Raw genomic sequence first — 22,207 nt, 5'->3', positions numbered from 1 at the left:
ATGAGCATCCCCATTCAATATCTGGAGCTCGAATCCCTCTACGCGGCGACGGTCGCCCGGGGGATCCGCTCGCTGGCGGTCACCTCGTCGGAAGGGGGAGAGGGGGTGAGCTCCATCTGCGATGCGCTGGCAAGGCGCTCGGAAGCGGATGGGCTGCGCACCCTGCTGGTGGATCTCAATCTCTATCACCCCGGCCGCGCCCCGGCGGTTGCCTGGGGGCCCAATGATGTGCCCGAGCCTGTGGCCAATGGCCGCTCCTTGTCCTTGCTCCCTGCGCCGGGCAAGGATCTGATGGCCTTTCGCAACAAGGATACCTTGCGCCAATTGCTGGTTCGCTGGCTCGAACATTACGATGTGGTGATCTTCGATACCTCGCCGCTCACCGCCCTCAATCGGGGCAATATTCCGGCCGATCAGGTGTGCGGGGCCTGTGAAGGGGCACTGCTGGTGGTGCTGGCGGGAGTGACGCCGACGACCGTGGTACAAAGTGCGGTGGATAAACTGACCCGTGCCGAGGCCAATCTGATTGGCGCTGTCTATAACGACAAACTCAACCCGGGGCTGGCCAGCGAGATCCTGCGCGAACTCAACCGGCTGCCCAGCAACCGGGTGACCGAATGGCTCAAGCGCTGGTGTCGGCGCAGTGCCTTGCTCAATTTCCGGATCTGATCGCCCGCTGATGGAGGCCCGATATGGATGACTGGTTGCGATCTGCTCCGGCAACCCTGCAGTCGGTGCGCGAACTGCGCAACCGGCTGGCGCAGGGACTCTCCCTGTTTCAGGTCTCCCCAAAGGATCAAGCCAACTGGCTGCTCTGTTTCAGTGAGCTGGCCACCAATAGCGTCAAACACACAGCTCCTCCCGCGACCCGGCTCTGGCTCACTCTGAAAGAGGATGAAACGGGCTTGAGTCTGATACTGGAAGATGATGGCGGCCCGCAACCCGGTCTTGCCAGTGCGCCGTTACCCGATGAACTACAGGAGGGGGGATACGGGCTGGCGCTGGTGCACCAGCTGTTTGCCGAGGTGTACTTCTCTCGCGACGGTGAGCGCAATCGCGTGACCCTTCGCCAGCAGGGCCCGGTCAACCAACTGCCGGTGATCGCGGTGATCGACGATGACAAGGTGATGCGTGCCTTGCTCACCGCCTACCTTCATGAGCACTACCGGGTTGAAAGTTATGCCGACTCCCATGCCGCCCTGCTGGCGCTTGGAAAGCAGCCCCCCGCGCTGGTGCTCTCCGATATCGAGATGGAGGGGATCGATGGCTTTGGGCTGCGCCAGCAGTTGATGAAGGATCCCAAGATGAAGGGGGTGCCCTTTATCTTCCTGACAGGTCATCAGGATCAGTGGACCCAGAGTCGGGCGGGGGCGCTGGGGATCGATGACTTTCTGGTCAAACCCATCACCAAGCAGGACCTGTTGCTGGCGGTTTCGCGGGTGCTGCAACGCTCGCAGCAGCTTAAGTCGCAATGGGGCGAACAGCTGGATCAGCGCATGACCTCGGCGCTGCGCCCGTTATTGCCCGCCACCTCCATAGGGGGATACCAGCTGGCGTTGCAAACCCGCGCGGCCACCGTGGGGGGCGGGGACTTTCTGCTGGTCAAGGATCGGGTGCTGTGGCTCGGGGATGTGATGGGCCACGATGCAGAAGCCAAGTTCTTTGCCCATGCCTATGCCGGTTATCTGCGCGGTTTGCTGACGGCACACGATCTGGAGCGCGCCCCCGCCCGTTTGCTGACCATCTTGTCCAATGCGGTTCACAGTGATCCGCTTCTTGGGGCTACCCTGCTCACCACCCTCTGTATTGAGCTCGGCAACGAGGGGCGGGTGCAGTGGGCCAGCGCGGGCCACCCGGCGCCCTGGCTGGTCGGGCCCGGCACCTTCCGTCAGGTCGGCGTGACCGGCCCCTTGCCCGGTTTGCGCCCGGATCCCCACTTCGTGACCAATGAGCGTCAGCTCAAGCCCGGCGAGATCCTGCTGTTCTGGACCGACGGTCTGCTCGATAGCCGTGATGCCGCAGAGCGCCAGTGCTGGGAGGCGCAGCTCAAGGAGATCTGCCTGACTTCGGGGCCCGGTCTTGAGCAACTGGCTCATCGCATTGCCCGCTGGTTTGATGAGCGCATCAATGATGCCGCCCTCGATGACATGACCCTCCTGCTGGTCGCCTGTCCCGGCGCCTGATCCAGCCCCTCTTTGCCTGACTGGCCCGCTCTATGCAGCGCCTCATTTCAGGTGGCATGGAGCCACGGGAGGAGGTGCCTATGTTACCCATGCAGCAGATCTGGCTGGCCATCGATGCGCGTCAGGTCGGTGGAATAGAAGTTCACATTATCCACTTGGCCAACGATCTGCTGGCCAGGGGATTTCGCCCCACCATAGTGCTGGTGAGCAACCACGGCATGACCCCCTTTACGATCTTACTAAAACAACAGGGCTTACCCTACGAGGTGTGCCACAACAGCCGCGACTTTATGCGCCGTCTGGCCCGCCAGCCTGCCTCTGTGCTGATCCATACCCACGGCTACAAGGCCGGGGTGCTGGGGCGACTGACAGCCTGGTTCAGCGGAAAATCGGTGGTCTCGACCTTTCACAGCGGGGATGACGGGGAAGGCTTGCTGAAGTTTTACAGCTGGCTGGATCGCACCACAGCGCGTTTTGCGAAGTGTATTGCAGTAAGCGAGCCCATCGCTCGCAAATTGCCTGTGCCAAGCACGGTGATCAGCAACTTTGTCCCCATGCCTGCGACGCCGGCTACGGTAACTGGCAACCGGATTGCCTTTGTCGGCCGCCTCTCGCCGGAAAAGGGGCCGGAGGCGTTCTGCCAGCTGGCCGCCTTCTGCCCGGATGGGACGTTTCATCTCTACGGGGATGGCCCCATGAAAAGTGCCTTGTTGCAGCAGTATGGTGATCGCGTCCAGCTTCATGGTTTCCAGAACATGGCCAATGAGTGGCACAACATCGACCTGCTCTGCATCACCTCCCGCTTTGAAGGGTTGCCGCTGGTGGCCCTGGAGGCGATGGCTCACGGCATACCGGTTTGTACCTTTGCGGTGGGGGGCCTAGTCAATCTGATCGACCATAAATCCAATGGATGGCTGGTGGAGCCCGGCCATGTGAGGGATATGGCGGAGCTGGTCAACTACTGGCTGCGCAGCGATGGGGTGGTGCGCAGCAAAATGAGTCAGGCGGCCCGCAACACCATAGCCCGCGGGTACAGCGTGAGCAACAGAGTGACCGATATTCTGGCTGTCTACGGCGCCTGAATCCCCAAGGGGAAACCCGCCAAAAACGAGTGGCCGCTGGCTACTCGTTTTTTTATGTGCCGGTGTTAGGGGTTGCAGGGGCGGATTGCTTCTGTGATCACGCAACGCTTGGGTTTCTGCTGTTGGTCAAACTGGCATCAGGCCTTTGGATGGATGGGGCCAGATGATGGCGATCAGGTCGCTGACTTCTCTGTGATCACCGCGGACGTGCAACAAAGATGCGCCATAAAAAAGGCCATTGCAGTGGCAATGGCCTGATGGGGTTGGGGTGTGGTTGAGGTTGGCACAGCGGGATTAGCGCCCCTTTTTGCCAACCATGATGGCGATCGTCTTGCCGATGATATGCACATCCTGCACCAGCCAGCGCCAGGGGTGGAGCAGGGCGACCGAGTAGGCCAGATCGAACGCCAGCTTGCTGCGCACATCATCCAGCGACTCGTCGTAACCCTGATTGACCTGCGCCAGACCTGTGATTCCGGGGGCTACTTCATAGGTGCGTTCGATAAAGTACGGCACCGCATCTTCCAGCCGGTTGGCAATCCCGGGTCGCTCCGGGCGGGGGCCGATCAGCGACATCTCCCCTTTGAGCACATTGATAAACTGCGGCAGCTCATCGAGCCGGGTTTTGCGCAGAAAGTCGCCGCTGCGGGTGATCCGGCTGTCCCCCTTGCCACACCAGACCGGCCCGGTGGCCGCCTCGGCGTCGGCGCGCATGGTGCGAAACTTGATCATGAAAAAGAGCTCGGTATGGGTGGCGTGGCTGCGCCCGATCCGCAGCTGACGAAAGAACACAGGCCCCGGGCTATCGAGCCGGATGGCCAGCATGATCAGCGGCCACAGCGGCAGCGTCAGCAGCAGGCCAAGAGTGGCACCGAGCAGATCCATGCTGCGTTTGACCACCAGGGTCAATCTTGGAATGGGGTGTGTCATACGGCTTTCTCCTGTGACATGAAGCGAATGGGGGCGCGCAGGCAGTAGCGCAGGGTGCCCATGCCGTTGTACCAGTGTCCGAGCACCAGATAGTGGATCTTGCGAAACAGATTGGGCCAGGGGTGCACAGGGGTCAGCTGGATCAAGATGACCAGCAGATACCCCAGCAGTTGCAGCCCCAGCAACAGCTGAAACAGCAGGGATTGGGTGGCCAGCGGGATGGCGCAGAGCCACAGCAGGGTCAGGCAGAGCGGCATCAACACCCGCAGCCCCTTGCCACTGGCAAAGTTGAAGGCAACCCAGCCGAACTTGGGGTGCAGCAGGGGCAGCAACCGCAACAGCTGCTGGGTGTTGCCAGCACCGATCCGCTGGCGCCGTGTCGCTTCCAGCGCGGCATTGGAAACTTCCAGCTCCAGTGCGGCGCAGCGATTGTCGTAGACAGCGCGATACCCCTTGGCGATGGCCTGCATCGGCAAGATGAAATCGTCGTTGATGGTATCGGCAGCCAGCGGGGTGAGGCACTCCCGGCGCATCATGTAAAAGGCCCCGTGAGCCCCCAGCATGCCGCCAAGGGCCGACTCGCAGAGTTTGATCTGGCTTTGATAGTGCCAGTAACTCTCCTCGCCCTGAGAGCCCGGTTGCCAGAAGCGGTACGCTTCCCCGACTACCCCTACCTTGGGATCGGCAAAATGGGCGACCGCCAGCAGCAGGCTGTCGATGGGCAGCAGGGCCGAGACATCGGTGAGGGCCACCAGATCGCTGTGTACCCGGGTCATGGCCTCATTGAGCACGGCGACCTTGCCGCGATTGCGGGGGTGATCAAACAGCCTGATCTGCAACTGCTGCAGGGCGGGATCACCGAGCTGGCTCAGCGCAATGGGGTAGCTGTTGTCGCTGCAGCCGTCGAAATGCACATGCACCCACAGCTTGTCGGCGGGGTAATCGAGGCTGGCGAGGTTTTGCAGCTTGGCCGCGATGGTCGCCGCCTCGTTATAAACCGGCATCAGCAGGGTGATGGTCGGCAGCGCCTCATCGGTGGCATCTGTTTTGAATCCCCGAGCCAGGGGGCGGGGCGGATTGGCTACCTTGCGTGCCTGCCGACCACCGAATTTGAGCAGCAGGGGATAGCCGACATGGTGGTAGACCACCAGTACAGCGCACAGCCAGAACACGATCATGATCCATTCCATGGGATGCTCCTCTGGTCATCGGGTCGCTTGATCAGCGGCTGTAAAGCTGCTGATAGGCCTGAGCCATCCGGCTCAAGCTGCTTTGCTGGCACACAAACTCACGGGTGACGGCACGCAGGCTATGGCAGTGCAGCAACCCTTGTGCCAGAAGCTGGGCAAGGCGGCCGGGATCCCGCTCCGACAGGATATGGCCGCTGTCCTGACAGACGATCTCTCTGGCCGCCCCCACGTCGCTCATCACCACCGGTACCCCGCACGCCTGTGCTTCCAGCACGCAAAGCGGCATCCCCTCCGCCAGCGAGGGGAGGCAGAAGAGATCCAGCCCCTGATAGAAGCGCGGCATGTTTTCGACCAGCCCCAGAAAATGGACCCGATGGGCGATCCCCAGCTGCTGACACTGTTGTTGCAACGCATTTTGCAAACTGCCGACCCCTGCCAACGCAAGATGCACCTCCTGCGGCAGGGCGCGGATCGCTTCCAGCAGCAAGGTATGCCCCTTGACCGACTCAAGGCGGGCGGCGCAGCCAATCAACTTGACCCCTTGCGGCAATCCCATCTCCTGTCGGGCGAGGACGGCGGCGCCCGGGGCAAAACGCTGCTCATCGATGCCGTTGGGGATCACGGTTGGCGACAGCTGGCCCAGCTTGGCCAGCAGCTGGTTAGCCACCGGCGTGGCATCGGCCACCAGAATGGGTTTGAAGGCGCGCAGCCCCCACAGGGCCAGCGTGCGCTGATGGGGATCATCGAGATACCAGGCATCGTGCTCTGTGTGTACCAGGGTGGGCACCCGTGCCAGCCGACTGGCCAGACCGCCATAGAGCATGGGCCCCAGATGGTGGGTATGTACCGCGACGGGCTTGAGTTGGCGCAGCAGTCGGGTGAGCCGCCAGAGGGTTACGATCGACCAGCCCGCGGGTTTTTCCAGACAGTGAATATTGCCAGCAAAGGGATGCAGGGCGGGCCACGCCCTTAGCACATCCCCTTTGCGCCCTTCGAGGGAGATGATATGCACCGGCTGCTCGGCAGGGCTCGCCTGCGTGAGGTTGAGCACCATGGTCTCCAGCCCGCCGGGCTGCAGGTGCTGCACGATTTGTACGACAGGTTGAACAACAGGTTGCAAGACAGGTTGTAAGACGGGCTGGGCGCTGGCGCTCCCGTGGGGATGGGGTCTGTGCGACGGGGTTGATGACAACATGGTTCGCGCTCCGGCAAGGGAAGGGGTGACACCCCGGATAGCGGGAGAATGCGAATCTTGTACCACTCTTGCGATCTGCCCACAGAGGCGATCAGCTCCTCTGGTGGCATTGCCTTTGCATCGTGCGGGGGAGGGCTTTTCTCAGGGAGTGATGCCATGCCTGTCCAGTTCTATTACAACCTCTACATCATTCTCTTTGCCGCCTGGCGCCGTCGCTATCTGCTGGTGATCCCGGTACTGGTGATGCCGCTGGTGGGCGTGACGATCGGCCTGCTCACCCCCAAGGAGTATGAGAGCCGCACCACCTTTATGGTGCCGCAAGATGCCAACCAGACCCCGACCCTCAAGGATCTGATCACTCAGGAGAGCCTGAAAGACCGCTTTGCGGTGCTCGAAGCCCTGCTGCGCAGCCGTTATGTACTGGACGGGGTGGCGCGGGATCGCGGTCTGGTCAATGACGAGACCCCGCCAGCCCAGCGCGATGCCATCATGGACTGGCTCTCGAGTGCCGTCTCGCTGCGGTTGATTGGCGATGAGGTGATCGAGATAAAGGTCAAAGCGGATTCGGCGGCCAACAGCGCCGGTTTGCTCGAAGCCATTTCACGGCGCTTTTTCTTCAACCTGCTCAGCAAGGGGCGCCAGTCGGCGGAATCGTCCGAACGTTTCCTGCAAAGCCAGCTCGACAGCCGCCGCAGCGAACTGCAAGCGGCCGAGCAGCTGCTAGCCGACTTCAAACGGGAGCATGCCAGCGCCTTGCCCCAGCAGCAGAGTACCAACATCGCCCGTCTCTATGGCTTGCAGGAGCGTTATGCCGAGAGCCTGATCACCCAGCAGCAGGCCAAGGCCCGGGTCGATCAGCTATCGCTGGGGCAGGAGAGCCAGCTGGCCCGCCAACTGGATGAGAAGCTGCAGCTGATGCGCACCGAGCTGGTGTTGCTGCGGGCCCGCTACAGCGACGAGCACAGCAAGGTGCAGAGTCTGCGCTATCAGATTGACCAGTTGCAGCAGGAGTTCGAGCAGCTCAAATCCCAGCCGGATATGGCCCGCGGGCCCGAGTGGCAGTTGGCCCAAACGCAGCTGACGGAGGCAGAGCAAAACGCCGCTGGCTTGAAGAGTCAGCTGGATGGGCTGGACAAGGTGGTCGACTCCCAGGGAGATACCGAGCGTCAGCTCGCCGAGCTGGAGCGGGATCTGGCGGTCAAACGCACCCTCTATCAGGATTTGCTGCTGCGCTATGAGAAGGCCAAGGTGACCGGCGATCTGGGCAACTTCGAGCAGGGGGAGCGGATCAAGGTGATCGACAAGCCCTTTGCCCCCAGCAAGCCGAGCAACTACCCGCTCTGGCTGTTTCTGCTGGCGGGCATTGTTGGCGGGCTGGGGCTCGGCTGCGGTCTGGCGCTGGTGGCCGAACTGGCGGATGCCAGCCTGCGCCGCTCCGATCAGCTGGCCGCCCTGGTCAAGGCGCCGGTGCTAAGCCGGATTCCCTACTGCGAGCCGGTGCCGGACTATCCATCCAATAGTGATAATGCGCTGGATGGGCAGGTGTTGCCCTTGTCACCAGAACCGAGTTGATTGGTGCAATATCAGTTGGTAACTGTTCACTGGCCGGGGCTTGACGTACACAACGCGACAGATAGGGAGTAATCCCTTTTCTCGATGCAGGCCCGAGCGATTGGGGGCCGTCACGTCTGAGGAGTGCCCCCAATCGCTCGGACATCTCCACCAACGACAGTGTTCGCTGGCGCTACAACTCCCCAGAATTTGAACACAAGCCATAGATCCCTTTGTCCCATCCCACATAGCCGCGCTACGCGAGATTCCCTTTCCCAAAGAGATAGGGGCTCATGCAGCCTCGGGGGAGATGGCGATGGCAATGGCTTGTAAATTCGAGAGATAGCCACGGGGTCATATCCCTTCTCCCCGTTATTAAACAAGAGGGAAGAAAAAAAAGAGATTACTCGGTAAACGTTGGGCTTCGCTACGCTCAGCCACAACCTACACAATCGGTAGGTTGGTGCTGCGTCTGCGAAGCCCAACATACGAGATTAATATCATTCCCCATGTGTTATCTGCTTGGATTGTATCCCCCGGGGAAAATATCTAGTACGATTTTCATAAAAAGTGTATGAATGAGTCGCATCTTGTTCGCACGCTGATTTTACATTTGAAGATTGTTTGAAATGGAGTTAAAGTTACCCTCTTAACATATAAATAAAGTTTTGTATTCGGAGGTGTTGTGAAATTCCCGAGCGATCGTTTATATAAATTTTCGTCATTTAATGAAAATTCAATATCAGCTTTAGCTAGTAGTTCAGTCTGGTTTTCGAATGTTAGTGCGCTAAACGATCCGTTCGAAGGATTTGTTACATACGACGAATCATTAAGTGAAGAGAAGAAAGTGGCTAGAGCTATAAGATTTGCCGCTGAGTGTATAAAAGAGAATACCTCTCCAGAACAAGCATTAGAGCTTGCTATGCAAGGTTATCTAAATGGAAAAGATGAATTCATAGAAAGAGTAGATGACTCAATTAATACCCTGTTAAATAAACGTAAGTCATTCATCGAATCTTTGTGTGTGCTATCAATGTCAGCTGACATTCCAAACTACCCTTATCCGCACTATGCCAATATGCTTATGTGGGCCCATTATGGAAGTGGTTTTTCTGGCTTTTGTTTACAATTTTCAGCACAGAGATTATATGAGTCGTTAAAACAAAGCCAGTCAACGCTTGCTTGGAGTACAGTTGATTATGTTGATAGCCCTAAAAATATAAACATCTTGGATTGTTTATGCCAAGATAGTGTTGAATACTGTAGGCCGATCTTAACTAAACATGAGCAGTGGAGCTATGAGGGGGAACTGCGGTTTATTTCCCAAAGAGAGGGACTTCATCACTATTCACCTGATGCACTCGATGCAATTTATATTGGTGAGCGGATGCCGGAGGGTAAACAACGAGTCTTATTTGCTATCGTAAAAGCATATTTCCCAAAAGCGAAAACATTTAAAGTTGGAATTCATCAAAGTGGTTATAAGGTTGTAGCTGAGGAAGTTGACATATGACCTTGGATTAATCTTTCTTGTAGCTCGTAGGTTCGATTAGCCGGTAGGCGTAATCGGACGAACGCGGTGAAATTCCATGTCAATGCGGCAATAAAGTCACGACCGACGCCAGTTCGAGAGTCAGTTTTTTGGGGGGCGAAGTGGCAAGCTGGGAGGGTTTTGGTGAGTTTAATAGAAATATTGCAAAAAGACCGCGAATGTCCGATTACGCTTCGCTAATCGAACCTACAGCCCTTGCTTCCGGAAAATATCGAATGCTGCAAGGCAGCTTATTTCAAACGTGAGGATCGATGAATCAACCCATGGCGCTCACTGATGGCTACACGTTTTGCATCGCAGGCACCGGTACGGAATACCGCTTGTGCGCTCCTTTTCTGCTCCCCGAAGCGCTAGACCCAGTAGCCATGCTGGCTGCTGCCAATCAGTCCCTCGACCTACATCCCGGTGCTGCATTGTCACGAGATGCTTCAAGAGCTCGGAGCGCTGCCGCCTTTATGTTGCTATGTGTGGGACGAGCCGCGCAGGCAGAAGCCATTCTCCGAGAGGTGATCTCCGCGCAGATGGTTTCAGAGGATGTTGCTGCTCGCGTTAGCTCAGAACTACGCCTGGTGCAGGTTTTGCAGCGGCTCGACCGTGCGAGCGAAGCTGTCAGCTTGGCCACCCAAGTAGTTGAACGGTTGCAACCAACATCCCTTATGCGGCATTTCGCACTGCATCATCTTGGCAAGGCTCTCGCACAGACTGGCGCCTATGACAACGCTCGCGCCGTGCTGTCAGAGGCGCTCTCTCTACGCCAGGCGCTGGGCAAGAGCGAACTTATCGCATCCACTCTGGAGGCGTTATCGTTGTTGCCCTCAGAAGAACAAGCGGTGCAGCATCCATATGGTCAGACCTGGCATATTGGTCAATCGGGCTAATTTCGTCAGGGCGACTAGCCTTTGCGCTCTGCATTCAGATCATCACCGCCACAAAAAAATCAGGGAGCCATAGCTCCCTAATCGCAACACACGGGGGGATAAATCAGCCGATGGCGGGTGCCAGTTGCCCGTTGACGGGCTGCTGGCGTCCCTGATTACGGCGTTGATAGCGCCAGGCCAGCAGTAGCGGCATACCGAGCAGCAGCTGGGCGGCCAGCGGGATCTCCTCGATGGGGGCGGCCAGTGCCCCTTCCGGAATAATGCCCCCCTCAATTTCGGCCGCCAGTTTGAGCTCCAGCGCATTGCCAAAGTCGGCAAAGGTGGTGGCATTGATAACAAACGCATCCTGACCGCCCGCCACGTTCTCCACATACCACTCTTGCAACACCCCATCGGCATAGTCCTGACCTATGGTGATGCCGTTGATGGTATCGATGCCGGAGGCGAGCAGTTGATCCCGCACGGTAGAGGTATCCAGCCCGTTGTTCTGGATACCGTCACCCGACACATCCATCACCTGGCGGGCGGCGGTGTAGTTGTTGGTATCAAACTGCTGGGCACCAAAGGCCATGGCCGAACCGGGGGCCGTCATCCCCGCATAGGGGCGGACCAGAGCATCCAGAGTGGCGGCGAAGTTGTTGATGGAGGTCATATCGTAGAGGTGGAACCAGTCAGTCATCACGCTCTGCTGGGTCGAGCCGCTCCACATCACCATCTGTACCGCAATGGACCCCAGCTTGTCGCCACTGGTGTCGAGGATGGCGCTCTGTACATCCTGACTGTAAAAGGCGTCCACATAGCCCTGTAATTGCAGATTGAATTCCGATGAACTGACGCTGCCCGACACATCCATCAGCAGTTGCAGTTCGGTATCGACTTCGGTCAAGGCGTATGCGGGGGAGGTTACCAATAACATCCCCAGCAGCCCTGCCAACGGTTTGAGTTTCATTGCCCACTCCTTCTCCTTGGCGCTAGTGCCAGCAGGGGGAATGAATAAAGCGTGCCAGCTTTGTTGCATCCTCTGACTTGGCTTGGTCCGGGTGAGAGCGGGCAGGCATGGAACTTGCGACAGCGGTCAAAAGCGCTGATAACCGGCAGGAGTTGCGATGGAGATCCGTCCCTGGCAGTGGGCACCCAACTGGCTGCTACTTGGTTTGGCCAATCAGTGGGGCATGGTGTGGCTCAATATGGGCCACTTCAACTTGCTGGTGGTGTTGCTGATTGCTATCTGGTGGCAAATTGCATCGCGGGTTGCACCGAGCTGGCGTCCGCATCCACTGGCGCTCGCCCTCTTTATCCTGCTGATCCTGATCCCCAGCGCCAGTTGCAAGGCGCTGGCCTGTCTGCTGTTGGTGGCCTCGCTATGGCGCCGTCATCAGAGTGGTGATGAGCGGGCGGTGTTGCAGATTGTGCTCGCCTTTACCGTGGCGGTGTTGTGGGGGCAGCAGGTGTTTGCCCTGCTCTCCGGCCCTGTGCTGGCGCTCGATGCCTGGGGTGTGGGCCAGTGGTTGCAGCTGCTGGGTTGGGAGACTCGCCTTGATGGCAATCGCATCGAGCGGTTGGGGGGCCATGCGCTGATCGTGCTCAAGGGGTGCTCCTCGTTTTCTCAACTCTATCTGGTGGTGCTCTCCTGGCTGGTCTCCTGCTGCTGGCTGGCGCCGGAGCGGCCCCTCTACCGGCAGTGGCCCATGTTGCTGCTGGTTTGCCTGCTCTATATCGGGGCCAATCAGCTGCGGTTGGTGCTGATGAGCCTGGATCTGCGCTGGTATGGCTGGCTGCATACCGGCTCGCTGGCCCAGCTCTACCAGTGGGCCATCATGTTGCTGGTGATGACCATCCTGTTTCTAAGGGGGCGCCGTGATGCGACTGTCTAAGGGATATCTGCGGTTGGTGGCGTTATCAGAGCCGGGTGGTCAATATGATGCTGCTGGTGATGAGCATTCTCTTTATCCGGGGGCGCCGTGATGCATCTATCTAGGGGATATCTGCTGCTGTTGCTGGTGGCGCTGCTCAGTGCTGCCGCCATGGGCTGGCGTTATCAGAACCGGGCGATCAATGAGGGGGCCAAACCCATGCTGATGGAGCTGGTCCAGATGGGCTGGCGCTTGCGGGTGGCTACGCCAGTATTGGGCGGCACCTATGTCAGCTATCAGCTGGCCCATCCCCGCTGTGACGGCCTGTTGCAGGCCATGCTGGTGGCACCGGATAGCGAGGCGATGTCAGTGACGCTGGCGAGTGAAGGGATGAGTCAGGGGGTGATGTTTTTAGGCGAGTTGCACCAGAGCCCGCCGCTGCTCTCTTACCGTCTGACCCAGGGTTGGCGCAAGTTGTGGGGGCTGACCCCTTATCCCCTCTATCGGGTGGCTTTGCCGACGTCTTGCATTGACCTTATTGCGCCGCCGCTGGGGTGACCGACCCCGGTTCACCGTTTGGCAGAATGCGGATCAGCAAGGTATTGGGGGCCAGCATGGGGTCATAGCGTGGCTCCAGCTCAATGGCGCGAGCTCCCAGCAAGCGGGTGAGTGCGGTCAGCCGCACGCTCGCCATCCGCGCACTCTCCAGCATGTCAGTTTGCAGCCCGGGGCCGCTTACCAGCGCAATTCGGGCCGGATCCTTGCGTCCTAAAAACTGATGCAGCAGCTGCTCCTGATCTGCTGGCAGTTGTGTCTCCGCTTGCTGGTACTGCAGTTGCAGCTGGGGCTGTTCGGCCATTTGCTGTTCCCGCAACTGGTTGAGGATCGGCAGGGTCTCATTGACCGGCTCCTGACGGGCGCAACCGGTGAGGATCAGCAGCGGCAGCATAAGGGGCAACAGGCGGCGCAGGGCGCTGTCTTTGGCTGTGGAGCGGGGAGTCTGGTTGGCCATACGCAGTCACTTCAGGAGGATGAGTTGGCACCAGTTTGCAATGTTTTCAATCCCTTGGCCAGTTGTTCAATCTCGCGGCGCCACTGGATCCAGGCGGCAGAGGGCAGTTGCTCTGCCACCTGCCAGCGGGTCGGCAGCTGATCGCGCAGACGCTCCAGCAGCAGGGCGGCTTCCACCTGATAGCGGGCCTCCTGCTCCAGCCAGGCGAGCCAGCGCAGATCCTCGATGGCTTGCTGCAACAGCAGCAGATCGTGGGAGAGGCGGTGCGCCTCGCAGGCTTGCGGGCCGAGCAGCATAAAGTCGCTCTCCCGCCCGTCGGTGGGGTCATAAGGCAGGGCGGTGGGCATGCGGCCATGCCACTGCAAATAGCCCTCGGCGCCGCTCTGCCACAGATAAAAACCGGCGGCTCTCGGGGTGCCCAGATTGTAAAACCAGGGGGTGATCTTGTGCTGGCGCACTCGCGCCACATCGGTCTTGTCGGCGCCAAAACCTGCGTTGATCAGGGCAATCTCCACCTCTGCCAACAGACCAACCTGACCCGGGTGGTTGAAGTGGCCCGCACGGATCACCGCCGGATCCCGCCGTTTCATCTCCCGCGCCAGGGTGGTGATGGCGGGCAGGGTGGCAAGATCCGGCTCATCAAACAGGCTCCATGCCACTGGCGGCAAGCCGCTGGCGGTCAGCCCCTGTTGCCGCGCCTGCCACTGTTCGAGCTGGCTGGCAGGGTCACTCCCCCAGCGTTTGAGCGGGGTATAGGCCAGCAGGGGGGGCACAAAACCGAGTCCGGCTGCCTCTCCCATGACCTCCCGCATCCCTGCTTCATCTTGTGGCAGGGCGGGCGAGAGGCCGCTGATCCCCAGCTTGGCGAGCCGCTCCAGATCGCAGCGACTGGCCGTGGCGATCTGCTCTTTTAGCGCCTCGGGGTCGGGGCTCAGCCAGTTCAGATAGGGGGGGGCTTCGACATAGATGCCGACGGGCTTGCTGGCCGCGGGCAGGGTCAACGGCAGCACCTCGATAGTCAGTGGCAGCTGCACCAGTTGCTGTTGGCTGAGCAGCTGAATATTGCCGAGATAGCGCCCCGCAGGCGCATCGCGGTGGACGGTGATCTGCAGCACCAGACGCCGGGGCACGCCTGCCAGCAGGGTGAGTCCGGCGATCCCCTCGACCAGCTCTTGATCCGAGGGAGCCAGCAGGGTGCCGCTCGCCTGCGGGCGAACCAGATGCCACTTGCCGTAATAGGGGGTCAGCGCCAGCGGCGATCCTGCTTGCTCAGGGGGCTGGATCACCAGCAAGGGGGCCGGATCGTCGGTGGCGGCGTGGATGGCAAACTCCAGCAACAGCTGGCTGCCACGGGCGGCCAGCACGGGTTGCGCAGCCTGCTGCAACGCATCGGCCGTAGATAGCGGGGCGATCTGCAGGGTTGGGGCGGCATCCGTAATCGGCGTGAGGCTCAATTGCTGCGCAGCTGGGGCTGGGGAATAGGGGGCCAGAGTCCACTTTTCCAAAAACAGCTGGCGCTGCTTGGTCAGCACGCTTGCGGTAGCGTCGGCCAATACGGCGAGATCTTTTCCACTATTCGGGAGAGCCTCTTTGCTGGTGGGGGCCGGAGAGGGGGCAAGCAGCAGCCCTGCCAGGTATTTGGCATCCGGTGAGTGGCCCACCAGTGTGATAGTGAGCGGGCCGCCGGGGTGGTTCAGGGTGACATGAACCGGGCCGCCCTGTCGTGCCCCGAACAGGTGCCAGGGATCCGGATTTGGCAGCGCCTCGCGAGATTGCCCCGCCAGATAGCGCTGCGTTAGCCACTCCTGCGGTTGCCACTGTTCGGCCCAGATGGGCTCGCCATTGACCAGCACGCTGCGCTCGAAGGGATGGGGCAGGTACTCCCATTCACCTGGGTCATCCAGCCAGAGGGTGAGCTGGTAGCGCCCCTTGGCGACCTCCAGCCGTACGCCATCCAGATTGCGCAGCCCATCGCGCACAAGGGCATCGCCGGAGGGGCGCAAGATGGGGGTGGGATGGCCAATCAGCCGGGGATCCCCCGGGCTCAGGGGCTCAAAGCCGGTAAAGCGGGGGGCGGTGGAGGCCCCCAGATCCAGCGCAATGGTGCCATCAGGCAGAGTCAGACCGGGCACCCAGTACCAGCGGTGAATGGTCATGGAGGGGGCGTTATCGGCCATAAAGAGATAGAGCTTGGTGAGTTTGTCCAACGCCAGCGCTCTGGGTTGGCTGGTGCGCCACTCGCTCAAGGCAAAGCGCTGGGTGAAGGGGCCGGGGGCGACAATCCGCTCCAGATTGACCCGGCTGCGGTAGTTGACCGAGGCCTCGTCGTCGATACGCAGGATCAGGGTTTGCGGGTGGGCGCTGGGGTTATGGCCCTCGATCACCAGTTCATCATCGCTGCCTATTGGCCAGTTGTGGGTGCTCAGATCGAGCCGCTGGGGTGTCTGGTTGCCTGTCATGGGCAGCGGGGTCTGCCCCTCCAGCCGGGGGGCGGCCATTGCTGCATGGCAGCAGAGCAGGATAACCAGCCAGAGCCCTCTGCTCATCCGGCCAGCCCCTTCAACCAGTTGTTCAGCTCGGCAGCCTTGTGATCCCAGCTTTGCTGGGCCACCTGCTGTTGGCGAGTGTGGCGCCCTTCGCTGCGGGTGAGCCCCTCCCAGCCACTCTCCTGAAACCAGCCCGGATTGGGTTGATCAAAGGCGGCCCAGTTGATGGCCTGGGCCAGGCTCTCCCCATCGTGGGGGAGCTGGATCTGATCCCGATAGCCATCGAGGGCCGGAAAATCGGTGCTGACGATGGGTCGCCCTGCGGCCAGATACTCGCGCAATTTCAACGGATTGCAGGCACGGATCTGGGCGTTGTCGACAAAGGGCAGCAGACTCACCTGCCAGTGCTGGGCATAGGCCGCCAGCGTGTGGTGGGGACGGGGCCCCAGCAGATGGATATTGGGGAGCCCCTTGAGGGGGGAGATATCGGTCTGGACCGGGCCAATCAGCACCAGATCCCAGTGGGGCAGGGCGGCGGCCGTCTCTGCCAGCAGGGGGATATCAATCCAGTCGCTCAGGCTGCCGTAAAATCCGGCAATGGGGCGGCCGGAGGGGAGATCTGCCGGACGCTCTCTGGGGGGCATAAACAGCTCGAGATCCACACCGTGGCTGAGCAGCCGGGTTTTATGGGGGGGAAAGCGGCTGGCCAACGCGGGGCTGGCGGCCAGAATGAGATCGGCTTTTTCCACCAGTCGGGCTTCGCAGTGGGCAATGGCTTGATGATCTACCCCCGCCAGCGCCGAGAAGTCATCGCCGCAGTAGTAGATCACTGCCCGCTCTTCGAGCTTGCCAATCAGATCGACGGCGCTGGGCAGGGAGATCCAGAGCAGGGGGCGATCCAGCTCGGGCAACTGGCGCCGGATCTGCGCCGCCAGCCAGTGGCCATTGATCTTGCCCGCCAGACGACTGCCGGGCAGTGGCAAGGCGAGCGGCGGCAGAACTCGGGGGCTGCTGACCTCTGATGGCGCAACCGATTGGCCGCCAGCATGGCGCGCGCCGCGCAGCACGGCCCCCAGTTTGCGGACGATGCGGGTGAGATCATGCAGGGTAAAGCGGGGGCAACGCATGCCGATGGAGTTGACCCAGAGCACTTGATAATCGGGCAACAGACGCTTGATCAGGTGTTGGGTGCTGGAGGGGTGCTGCCCCCAATCCTCTCCCAATACCACCAGTTGCGGCAGTGAGTGTGGTTTCATGCAAAGGTCTCCGAAGCGTGTGCGGGGTCGCTGTGATCCTGTGGCTGCAAGGGGCGCAGTACGGTGGCCGGTACACCCGCTGCCAGCACACCTGCGGGCAGATCCCGAGTGACGACGCTGCCTGCGGCGACAATGGTGCCGGCGCCTATGGTGACACCGGCCATCACCATCACCCCGGTGCCAAGCCAGACATCCTGCTCCAGCACAATGGCCCCCACCTGTTCATCGCGATCCGGCAGGCCCCGGGCGCGATCGCGGGCATTTACCGGGTGCCCCGGGTAGCCCGCCAGAAAGGCACGCCCTGCAATTCTGACGTTATCCCCCAGCACTATCTTGCTGCCCACCGCCAGGGTGGTTTGCCAGCCAATCCCGACATTGCGGCCAATGACCAGCCTTGGTGTCTGGCTCGATGCCCGGCCGCTGATGGTCATGGCGGCGCTGAGGCGGCAGTCGGCACCAATTTCGATGGTGACCGGACCGCTGATATAGGGGATGCCGCCATATAGATAGAGGCGCGGGGCGGGGGCCGTCAGGCGAGATTGAAACAAGGGGGTCCACCAAAGGGTGCGGGTCAGGGTCGCCAGCGCGTTGCTGCCGAGCAGATAGAGCCGATAAAGCAGCCGGTGCAGGGGAGGGATCACGGGGAATGACCAGTGGCGGGCACTTTTGGCCAGTCGCCATACCCGGCGAGCCAGTGGCGTTTCCCCCTGTTTGGCCCAGCTTTTCATCCGGTGCAGGTTGATGGTGTTCATGGCGACCTCTCCCTCTGGTGCAGTCCGTTGCTCGCTATGCAGAAAGCAGGGATCGGGCCAACAGGACGACCCCAGTGTGATCGGGCCAAATGGGGCTAAGAGGAGGGGCAGATTGCGCCGGTCGGTGCAATTTGCAGCCAGCGTTGTGCAAAACGCAAATGCCAGTCTCATTCTGGGCTTGCTTAGGCCGGTTAAACCGCACAGAGAAGCTATCGTCTCTGGGCGGGAGTGAGTGGCGTGGGCTTTGCATTAGCGGTAGCTGACCCGAAGCGAGATGCTTCGGGTGGCTGGGAGGCCCTATGAAACTTGGTGTGAACCAGATTGCCATGCTCTACTACGCCGGCGGCTTGCTCCTGATGAAGGGGATCTCCCTGCTGATGCTGCCGGTGCTGACCCATCAGCTGCTGCCTCGTGAATACGGCCAGCTGGAGGTGCTGTTGACCCTCATCAATCTGGGCTCCCTGATCCTTGGCTTCGGGCTGGTGGATGCCCTCTACCGCTTTGCCGGATTGGCGAAAGATGAGCAGGAGCGCCAGCAGGTAGTGGCCCGCATGTTTGGTCTGGTCTGGCTGATCGCCCTGGCCAGTCTGGTGCTGCTCTGGCTGCTGGCACCTGTGGTGCAAGCCTGGCTGCCGGTGGAAACCCGCCTTGCGGATGTGCGCTGGGTGCTTTGCGCCCTGCCGTTTGAAGGGGTGATCGGCGTGCCACTGGCATGGCTGCGGATGCGCAATCAGGCGCGGCTCTTTTTCGTGGCGACCGCAGGCAAGGCGGTGATCCAGTCGGTGCTGACCGGCTGGTGGCTCTGGCTCGGCTGGGGCGTGAGCGGGGTGCTGGCCTCCGGCACCCTGACCTGCGTTGCACTGGCGCTGCTGCTGAGCCTCTGGCAGTGGCGAGATAGCGGGATCCGCTTTGACTGGCAGCACTATCGGCCGCTGCTGCGCTATGGATTGCCCCTGGTGGTGAGCGGGCTGGCAGGTTTTGCCCTGAGCGGACTGGATCGCTGGCTGCTGGCCGATGTGGTGGGGGAGGCGCTGCTTGCCTACTACGCGGTGGCGGGCAAGCTGGCGCTGGCGGTGGGGCTGTTGCTGCAACCCTTTGCTCTCTGGTGGTATCCCCGCCGTTTCATGCTGCTGCGCGAGCCGGATGGACTGCGGCTCAATGCCCACTACAGCGTGATGGGGTCGGTACTGGGGTTTGTTACTGCGGGGATTGTCGGGCTTACCGCCCCCTTGCTTATTCGCTGGCTGACTCCGGAGAGCTATCATGGAGCGATCGCCTATATTCCGCTGCTGGTGCTGGGTATGGCGGTGCGCAATGTTTCGGACTTGCTCAATGTCGGCTGCTTTAGCGGCGAGAAGAGCAATGCCCAGATGGTGATCAATCTGGGCTGCAGCGCCCTTGGGGTAGCAGGCTTTCTGCTCGCCATCCCCCCCTTCGGGGTCGCCGGGGTGATCTGGACCCTACTGCTGGTCTATCTGGTGCGGGCGCTGGCCTTTTATCTGGTGAGCCAGCGGTTGCTGCCGCTGCCGTATCGCCTCTCGACCCTCTGGGCCAGTTCGCTCGGGGCGCTGGCGATGGTCTGGCTCGGCCAATGGTGGGCAGGATCATGGCTCGTCTAACGCCAGCCATCTGGGCAAGCGCCATCTGTCTGGTGCTGGCACTGCTCTGGTGGCGGCTGCCCCATCCCTTGCTGCTGCCGGTGCTCGGCCTTGCCATTCCCGCCATCTGGTTTGCCCTGCGCTGGCCCTTCTTGATGGTGCTGGGGTTTGTCACTTTCTCCTTCTTTCGGCTGCATGAGGTGTTCCCCCAGCTCTATCCCCTCAAGATCCCGCTGCTCTTCTCGCTGGCCGCCATCGGTGCGCTGGTCTGGCACATTTTGCTGACCGGTCGGATCAAGCCCTACTGGAGTCCAGCCCTGAGCTGGCTGACGGCCTTCTTTGTGATGGTCTCCATCGGTGTGCTGTTTGCCAGCAACCGGGGCGAGGCGATCGCCACCTGGACCGGCAGCTACAGCAAGATCTATCTGATGACCCTGGCCACCGCCTGGCTGGTGCGCACTCCGGGGGATTTTGCGCTGGCGGTACGTACCTTCGTGGTAGCGGGCTGTCTGGTGGCGCTGGTGGCCCTCTACAACAAGGCGAGCGGGATCGGGCTGGTGGAGGGCACCCGGGTGACCATAGGGCGCGAGCTGGGCTCTGTGCTGGGGGATCCCAACGATCTGGCGCTGGTGCTGCTCTTTCCTGCCGGCTTTTCATTGAGCTTGCTGCTCAATCAGGGCAATGGGGTGGGGGGGCGTTTGCTGGGGGGGCTTGGCTTTGCGCTGACCGCCGCCGCAATTATCGCCACCCAGAGCCGCGGTGGTCTGCTGGGTATCTGCGCCGTTGGTGGCCTGTTTGCCTGGCAGCGGGTGAAGTCGAAAACCCTGTTGATCTCGCTGGGGATGGTCGCGCTGGTGGTGCTGTTTGCCGCTGCCGGGATCAGCGACCGGGCATCTGGCGGCGCCGCCGAGAGCGGTGTCGATGCTTCGGCCATGGGGCGGATCTACGCCTGGCAAGCGGCCTGGGGCATGGCTCTGGGCCATCCGCTGGTGGGGGTGGGCTTGTCCAATTTCTATTACAACTACTTCTTCTACAGCCCCCATTGGGATGGACTCAATCATGCGGTGCACTCCACCTGGTTCGGGGTGCTGGCTGAAACCGGCTTTGTCGGGCTGGCGCTGTTTATCGGCATGGTGGCGGTGACCCTGCGCAGTTGCTGGCGTTGCCAGCTTGCTGGCATGCCTCCTGCAGTGATCACGGCGATGCAGGGGGTGATGGCCAGCATGGTGGGGTTTGTGATTTCGGGATCCTTCCTGACCCAGGGCTTTACCTGGCCCATCTATCTGGAATTGGCGCTGGCCGTCGCCGCCATCAAGTACGTGCAGCAGGCGGCCACTGAGGTGAAGGCCACCTCTGAGGATCATCAGGAGGCAACCCGGTTGCCGGCAGTGCCACCAAAGGGAGCAAGAGGATGAACGCAACCCCTGTTTTGCTGGTTCACTACGGAGAGGACTGGATCCGCGGCAGCGAACGCTGCCTGCTGGATCTGCTGGCCCACCTCGATCGCAGCCGGTTTACGCCGTTGCTCTGGTGCAATAGCCCAACGCTGGCGGCAGAGGCGGCCACCCTCGGGGTAGAAACCATGGTCGAGCCCTTCAGCCTGCTGCTGGGATGGCAGGCGCCCCGTTTTGATCTTGCTGCCCATCGGCGCCTCTCCTGGAGAGCCAGAGAGCTCATCACCGAGCGGCAGATTGGGCTGGTGCACGCCAACAGCGCGGCTCCTTGTCAGTGGCTGGCGGGGGTCTGTCGGGCGTTGCAGGTGCCGCTGGTGTGCCACCTCCATGCCCGTTACCAGCCCAGAGACAGGTTCAGCCTGCGGGTCCATCAGGCCAGCGTGCTGATCGGGGTGAGCGAGCCGGTGTTGACCGGCTGGCGCCAGGATGGCTGCGCGGCCGATCGGTTGATCCGGGTACCCAACGGGGTGGATGCCGCTCGTCTGAATGGTGGTGCTCACTGGCCGGTCGTCGGCATGCTGGGCTTGCCCCCGGGGGATATGATCATCGCAACCGTTGGCTCCCTGATCAAACGCAAGGGGATTGATCTGTTGATCCGCTCGCTGGCTGCCCTGATGGCATCGGGGGAGGAGGCCCAGTTGCTGATCATTGGCAGCGGCCCGGAGCGGGAAGCACTGATGGCGTTGGCTGTCGAGCTCGGGGTGGCCGAGCGTGTCCACTTTCTCGGCGAGCGGCCGGACAGTGCCGCTATCTTGCGAGGCGGGGTGGATCTGCTGGTCTCCGGCGCCCGTGAGGAGGTGTTTGGTCTGACGTTGGCGGAGGCGGGCATGTTGGGGCTTCCGGTCAGTGCCTACCGAGTGGGCGGCATCCCCGAAGTGGTGGAGGAGGGAGTGACCGGCTTGCTGGCAACCCCGGGGGATTGGGCCGAGATGGCTGATCACTGGCGGCAATTGAGCAATCCGCAGCGCCGATGTGAAATGGGGCGTGCCGCTCAGTTGCGTGCCGCACAGTTGTTCACTGTGGCGCGCTACGTTGACGGAGTCACGGCGGTGTGGGACGCCGCGCTGGCTGGTCGTTGGCACGCCACGGCCCCCACACCCTTCCGACCACTCATTCACTGGGCGGGGCAACGACTCCTTGCCAGAGGGCGCAATATGCTGGCGAGTGGGATGACAAGAGTGGCGCAAAAAGTGCAGTTGGGGTTTGGCCGCCGCAAGGTACCAGAGTAAGGGAGC

General features: G+C 61.0%; 19 protein-coding genes. 11 read left to right on the top strand and 8 right to left on the bottom strand.

Annotation, left to right across the window (positions count from 1 at the left end):
• The 3 genes from ACTG2G_RS20855 (at position 1) to ACTG2G_RS20845 (ending at position 3,265) form a co-directional block, all read left to right on the top strand.
• Positions 1-669: a tyrosine-protein kinase family protein gene (locus ACTG2G_RS20855; protein WP_040068147.1), complete on the top strand. Its 669-nt coding sequence runs from the start codon at positions 1-3 to the stop codon at positions 667-669.
• A gap of 23 nt (positions 670-692) precedes the next feature.
• Positions 693-2,183 carry a SpoIIE family protein phosphatase gene (locus tag ACTG2G_RS20850; RefSeq protein ID WP_439985820.1) on the top strand — a complete coding sequence of 497 codons (1,491 nt, stop codon included), beginning with the start codon at positions 693-695 and terminating at the stop codon, positions 2,181-2,183.
• A gap of 80 nt (positions 2,184-2,263) precedes the next feature.
• The gene (locus tag ACTG2G_RS20845) at positions 2,264-3,265 is read left to right on the top strand and encodes a glycosyltransferase family 4 protein (RefSeq protein WP_439985819.1); all 1,002 of its coding nucleotides are present in this window, start codon (positions 2,264-2,266) and stop codon (positions 3,263-3,265) included.
• A gap of 294 nt (positions 3,266-3,559) precedes the next feature.
• Here the strand turns inward: ACTG2G_RS20845 and ACTG2G_RS20840 are convergent, their stop codons facing one another.
• From ACTG2G_RS20840 to ACTG2G_RS20830, 3 genes are read right to left on the bottom strand one after another with little or no spacing between them, the layout of a single operon-like run.
• Positions 3,560-4,195: a sugar transferase gene (locus ACTG2G_RS20840; protein ID WP_005333398.1), complete on the bottom strand. Its 636-nt coding sequence runs from the start codon at positions 4,193-4,195 to the stop codon at positions 3,560-3,562.
• The gene (locus tag ACTG2G_RS20835; RefSeq protein ID WP_439985818.1) at positions 4,192-5,385 is read right to left on the bottom strand and encodes a glycosyltransferase family 2 protein; all 1,194 of its coding nucleotides are present in this window, start codon (positions 5,383-5,385) and stop codon (positions 4,192-4,194) included. The genes ACTG2G_RS20840 and ACTG2G_RS20835 overlap by 4 nt, the downstream gene beginning before the upstream one ends.
• Positions 5,386-5,416: 31 nt before the next feature.
• Positions 5,417-6,472, bottom strand: coding sequence for a glycosyltransferase (locus tag ACTG2G_RS20830; protein WP_439985817.1), 1,056 nt, complete (start codon positions 6,470-6,472; stop codon positions 5,417-5,419).
• Positions 6,473-6,736: 264 nt separating this feature from the next.
• Between ACTG2G_RS20830 and ACTG2G_RS20825 the strand changes: the two genes are divergently transcribed.
• The 3 genes from ACTG2G_RS20825 to ACTG2G_RS20815 all read left to right on the top strand — a co-directional run bounded on the left by ACTG2G_RS20825 (position 6,737) and on the right by ACTG2G_RS20815 (position 10,561).
• Complete coding sequence (locus ACTG2G_RS20825; protein WP_439985816.1) at positions 6,737-8,152, top strand: GumC family protein; 1,416 nt, start codon at positions 6,737-6,739, stop codon at positions 8,150-8,152.
• 664 nt (positions 8,153-8,816) lie between these two features.
• Positions 8,817-9,644, top strand: a complete 828-nt coding sequence (locus tag ACTG2G_RS20820; protein ID WP_335874204.1) for a DUF2971 domain-containing protein — start codon at positions 8,817-8,819, stop codon at positions 9,642-9,644.
• Between the two features lie 290 nt (positions 9,645-9,934).
• Entirely contained in the window at positions 9,935-10,561 is a 627-nt protein-coding gene (locus tag ACTG2G_RS20815) for a hypothetical protein (protein ID WP_335874205.1), read from the top strand.
• Positions 10,562-10,664: 103 nt separating this feature from the next.
• Here the strand turns inward: ACTG2G_RS20815 and ACTG2G_RS20810 are convergent, their stop codons facing one another.
• On the bottom strand, positions 10,665-11,510 hold the full coding sequence (locus tag ACTG2G_RS20810) for a DUF1194 domain-containing protein (protein WP_429115443.1): 846 nt from the start codon (positions 11,508-11,510) through the stop codon (positions 10,665-10,667).
• A 157-nt stretch (positions 11,511-11,667) separates the two neighbouring features.
• Between ACTG2G_RS20810 and ACTG2G_RS20805 the strand changes: the two genes are divergently transcribed.
• Both ACTG2G_RS20805 and ACTG2G_RS20800 read left to right on the top strand, forming a co-directional pair.
• Complete coding sequence (locus ACTG2G_RS20805; RefSeq protein WP_429115445.1) at positions 11,668-12,435, top strand: hypothetical protein; 768 nt, start codon at positions 11,668-11,670, stop codon at positions 12,433-12,435.
• Positions 12,436-12,525: 90 nt separating this feature from the next.
• The gene (locus ACTG2G_RS20800) at positions 12,526-12,972 is read left to right on the top strand and encodes a hypothetical protein (protein WP_139740440.1); all 447 of its coding nucleotides are present in this window, start codon (positions 12,526-12,528) and stop codon (positions 12,970-12,972) included.
• On the opposite strand, the gene ACTG2G_RS20795 is transcribed toward ACTG2G_RS20800, so the two are convergent.
• The 4 genes from ACTG2G_RS20795 to ACTG2G_RS20780 are packed head-to-tail and all read right to left on the bottom strand — an operon-like array spanning position 12,950 to position 17,920.
• Positions 12,950-13,426, bottom strand: a complete 477-nt coding sequence (locus ACTG2G_RS20795) for a hypothetical protein (RefSeq protein WP_439985815.1) — start codon at positions 13,424-13,426, stop codon at positions 12,950-12,952. The genes ACTG2G_RS20800 and ACTG2G_RS20795 overlap by 23 nt on opposite strands.
• An 11-nt stretch (positions 13,427-13,437) precedes the next feature.
• Entirely contained in the window at positions 13,438-15,972 is a 2,535-nt protein-coding gene (locus ACTG2G_RS20790) for a hypothetical protein (protein ID WP_439985814.1), read from the bottom strand.
• Positions 15,969-17,168 (bottom strand): glycosyltransferase, encoded by a 1,200-nt coding sequence (locus tag ACTG2G_RS20785; protein ID WP_439985813.1) that lies wholly within the window; start codon positions 17,166-17,168, stop codon positions 15,969-15,971. The genes ACTG2G_RS20790 and ACTG2G_RS20785 overlap by 4 nt, the downstream gene beginning before the upstream one ends.
• Positions 17,165-17,920 carry an acyltransferase gene (locus ACTG2G_RS20780; RefSeq protein ID WP_201997830.1) on the bottom strand — a complete coding sequence of 252 codons (756 nt, stop codon included), beginning with the start codon at positions 17,918-17,920 and terminating at the stop codon, positions 17,165-17,167. Before ACTG2G_RS20780 ends, ACTG2G_RS20785 begins: the two co-directional genes overlap by 4 nt.
• Positions 17,921-18,219: 299 nt before the next feature.
• On the opposite strand from ACTG2G_RS20780, the gene ACTG2G_RS20775 reads away from it, so the two are divergent.
• Genes ACTG2G_RS20775 through ACTG2G_RS20765 form a run of 3 tightly spaced genes read left to right on the top strand, consistent with a single transcriptional unit; the run spans position 18,220 to position 22,201 of the window.
• Positions 18,220-19,539, top strand: a complete 1,320-nt coding sequence (locus ACTG2G_RS20775; protein ID WP_043819779.1) for a lipopolysaccharide biosynthesis protein — start codon at positions 18,220-18,222, stop codon at positions 19,537-19,539.
• Positions 19,527-20,933, top strand: a complete 1,407-nt coding sequence (locus ACTG2G_RS20770) for an O-antigen ligase family protein (RefSeq protein ID WP_216950692.1) — start codon at positions 19,527-19,529, stop codon at positions 20,931-20,933. Before ACTG2G_RS20775 ends, ACTG2G_RS20770 begins: the two co-directional genes overlap by 13 nt.
• Positions 20,930-22,201 (top strand): glycosyltransferase family 4 protein, encoded by a 1,272-nt coding sequence (locus tag ACTG2G_RS20765; protein WP_421329931.1) that lies wholly within the window; start codon positions 20,930-20,932, stop codon positions 22,199-22,201. The genes ACTG2G_RS20770 and ACTG2G_RS20765 overlap by 4 nt, the downstream gene beginning before the upstream one ends.
• The last annotated feature ends 6 nt before the right edge of the window (positions 22,202-22,207 follow it).

Source organism: Aeromonas sp. 55A (assembly GCF_051919665.1).
GTDB lineage: Bacteria > Pseudomonadota > Gammaproteobacteria > Enterobacterales > Aeromonadaceae > Aeromonas > Aeromonas veronii.
The sequence above is the reverse complement of the archived record's forward strand: the minus strand, read 5'-3'. Positions and strand labels throughout refer to the sequence as shown.

Coding starts and splice junctions, on each gene's coding strand:
- ACTG2G_RS20765 (WP_421329931.1), top strand. CDS start 20,930: ATGAACGCAACCCCTGTTTTGCTGGTTCACTACGGAGAGGACTGGATC.
- ACTG2G_RS20855 (WP_040068147.1), top strand. CDS start 1: ATGAGCATCCCCATTCAATATCTGGAGCTCGAATCCCTCTACGCGGCG.
- ACTG2G_RS20775 (WP_043819779.1), top strand. CDS start 18,220: ATGAAACTTGGTGTGAACCAGATTGCCATGCTCTACTACGCCGGCGGC.
- ACTG2G_RS20780 (WP_201997830.1), bottom strand. CDS start 17,920: ATGAACACCATCAACCTGCACCGGATGAAAAGCTGGGCCAAACAGGGG.
- ACTG2G_RS20835 (WP_439985818.1), bottom strand. CDS start 5,385: ATGGAATGGATCATGATCGTGTTCTGGCTGTGCGCTGTACTGGTGGTC.
- ACTG2G_RS20800 (WP_139740440.1), top strand. CDS start 12,526: ATGCATCTATCTAGGGGATATCTGCTGCTGTTGCTGGTGGCGCTGCTC.
- ACTG2G_RS20790 (WP_439985814.1), bottom strand. CDS start 15,972: ATGAGCAGAGGGCTCTGGCTGGTTATCCTGCTCTGCTGCCATGCAGCA.
- ACTG2G_RS20795 (WP_439985815.1), bottom strand. CDS start 13,426: ATGGCCAACCAGACTCCCCGCTCCACAGCCAAAGACAGCGCCCTGCGC.
- ACTG2G_RS20850 (WP_439985820.1), top strand. CDS start 693: ATGGATGACTGGTTGCGATCTGCTCCGGCAACCCTGCAGTCGGTGCGC.
- ACTG2G_RS20785 (WP_439985813.1), bottom strand. CDS start 17,168: ATGAAACCACACTCACTGCCGCAACTGGTGGTATTGGGAGAGGATTGG.
- ACTG2G_RS20805 (WP_429115445.1), top strand. CDS start 11,668: ATGGAGATCCGTCCCTGGCAGTGGGCACCCAACTGGCTGCTACTTGGT.
- ACTG2G_RS20845 (WP_439985819.1), top strand. CDS start 2,264: ATGTTACCCATGCAGCAGATCTGGCTGGCCATCGATGCGCGTCAGGTC.
- ACTG2G_RS20825 (WP_439985816.1), top strand. CDS start 6,737: ATGCCTGTCCAGTTCTATTACAACCTCTACATCATTCTCTTTGCCGCC.
- ACTG2G_RS20810 (WP_429115443.1), bottom strand. CDS start 11,510: ATGAAACTCAAACCGTTGGCAGGGCTGCTGGGGATGTTATTGGTAACC.
- ACTG2G_RS20770 (WP_216950692.1), top strand. CDS start 19,527: ATGGCTCGTCTAACGCCAGCCATCTGGGCAAGCGCCATCTGTCTGGTG.
- ACTG2G_RS20815 (WP_335874205.1), top strand. CDS start 9,935: ATGAATCAACCCATGGCGCTCACTGATGGCTACACGTTTTGCATCGCA.
- ACTG2G_RS20840 (WP_005333398.1), bottom strand. CDS start 4,195: ATGACACACCCCATTCCAAGATTGACCCTGGTGGTCAAACGCAGCATG.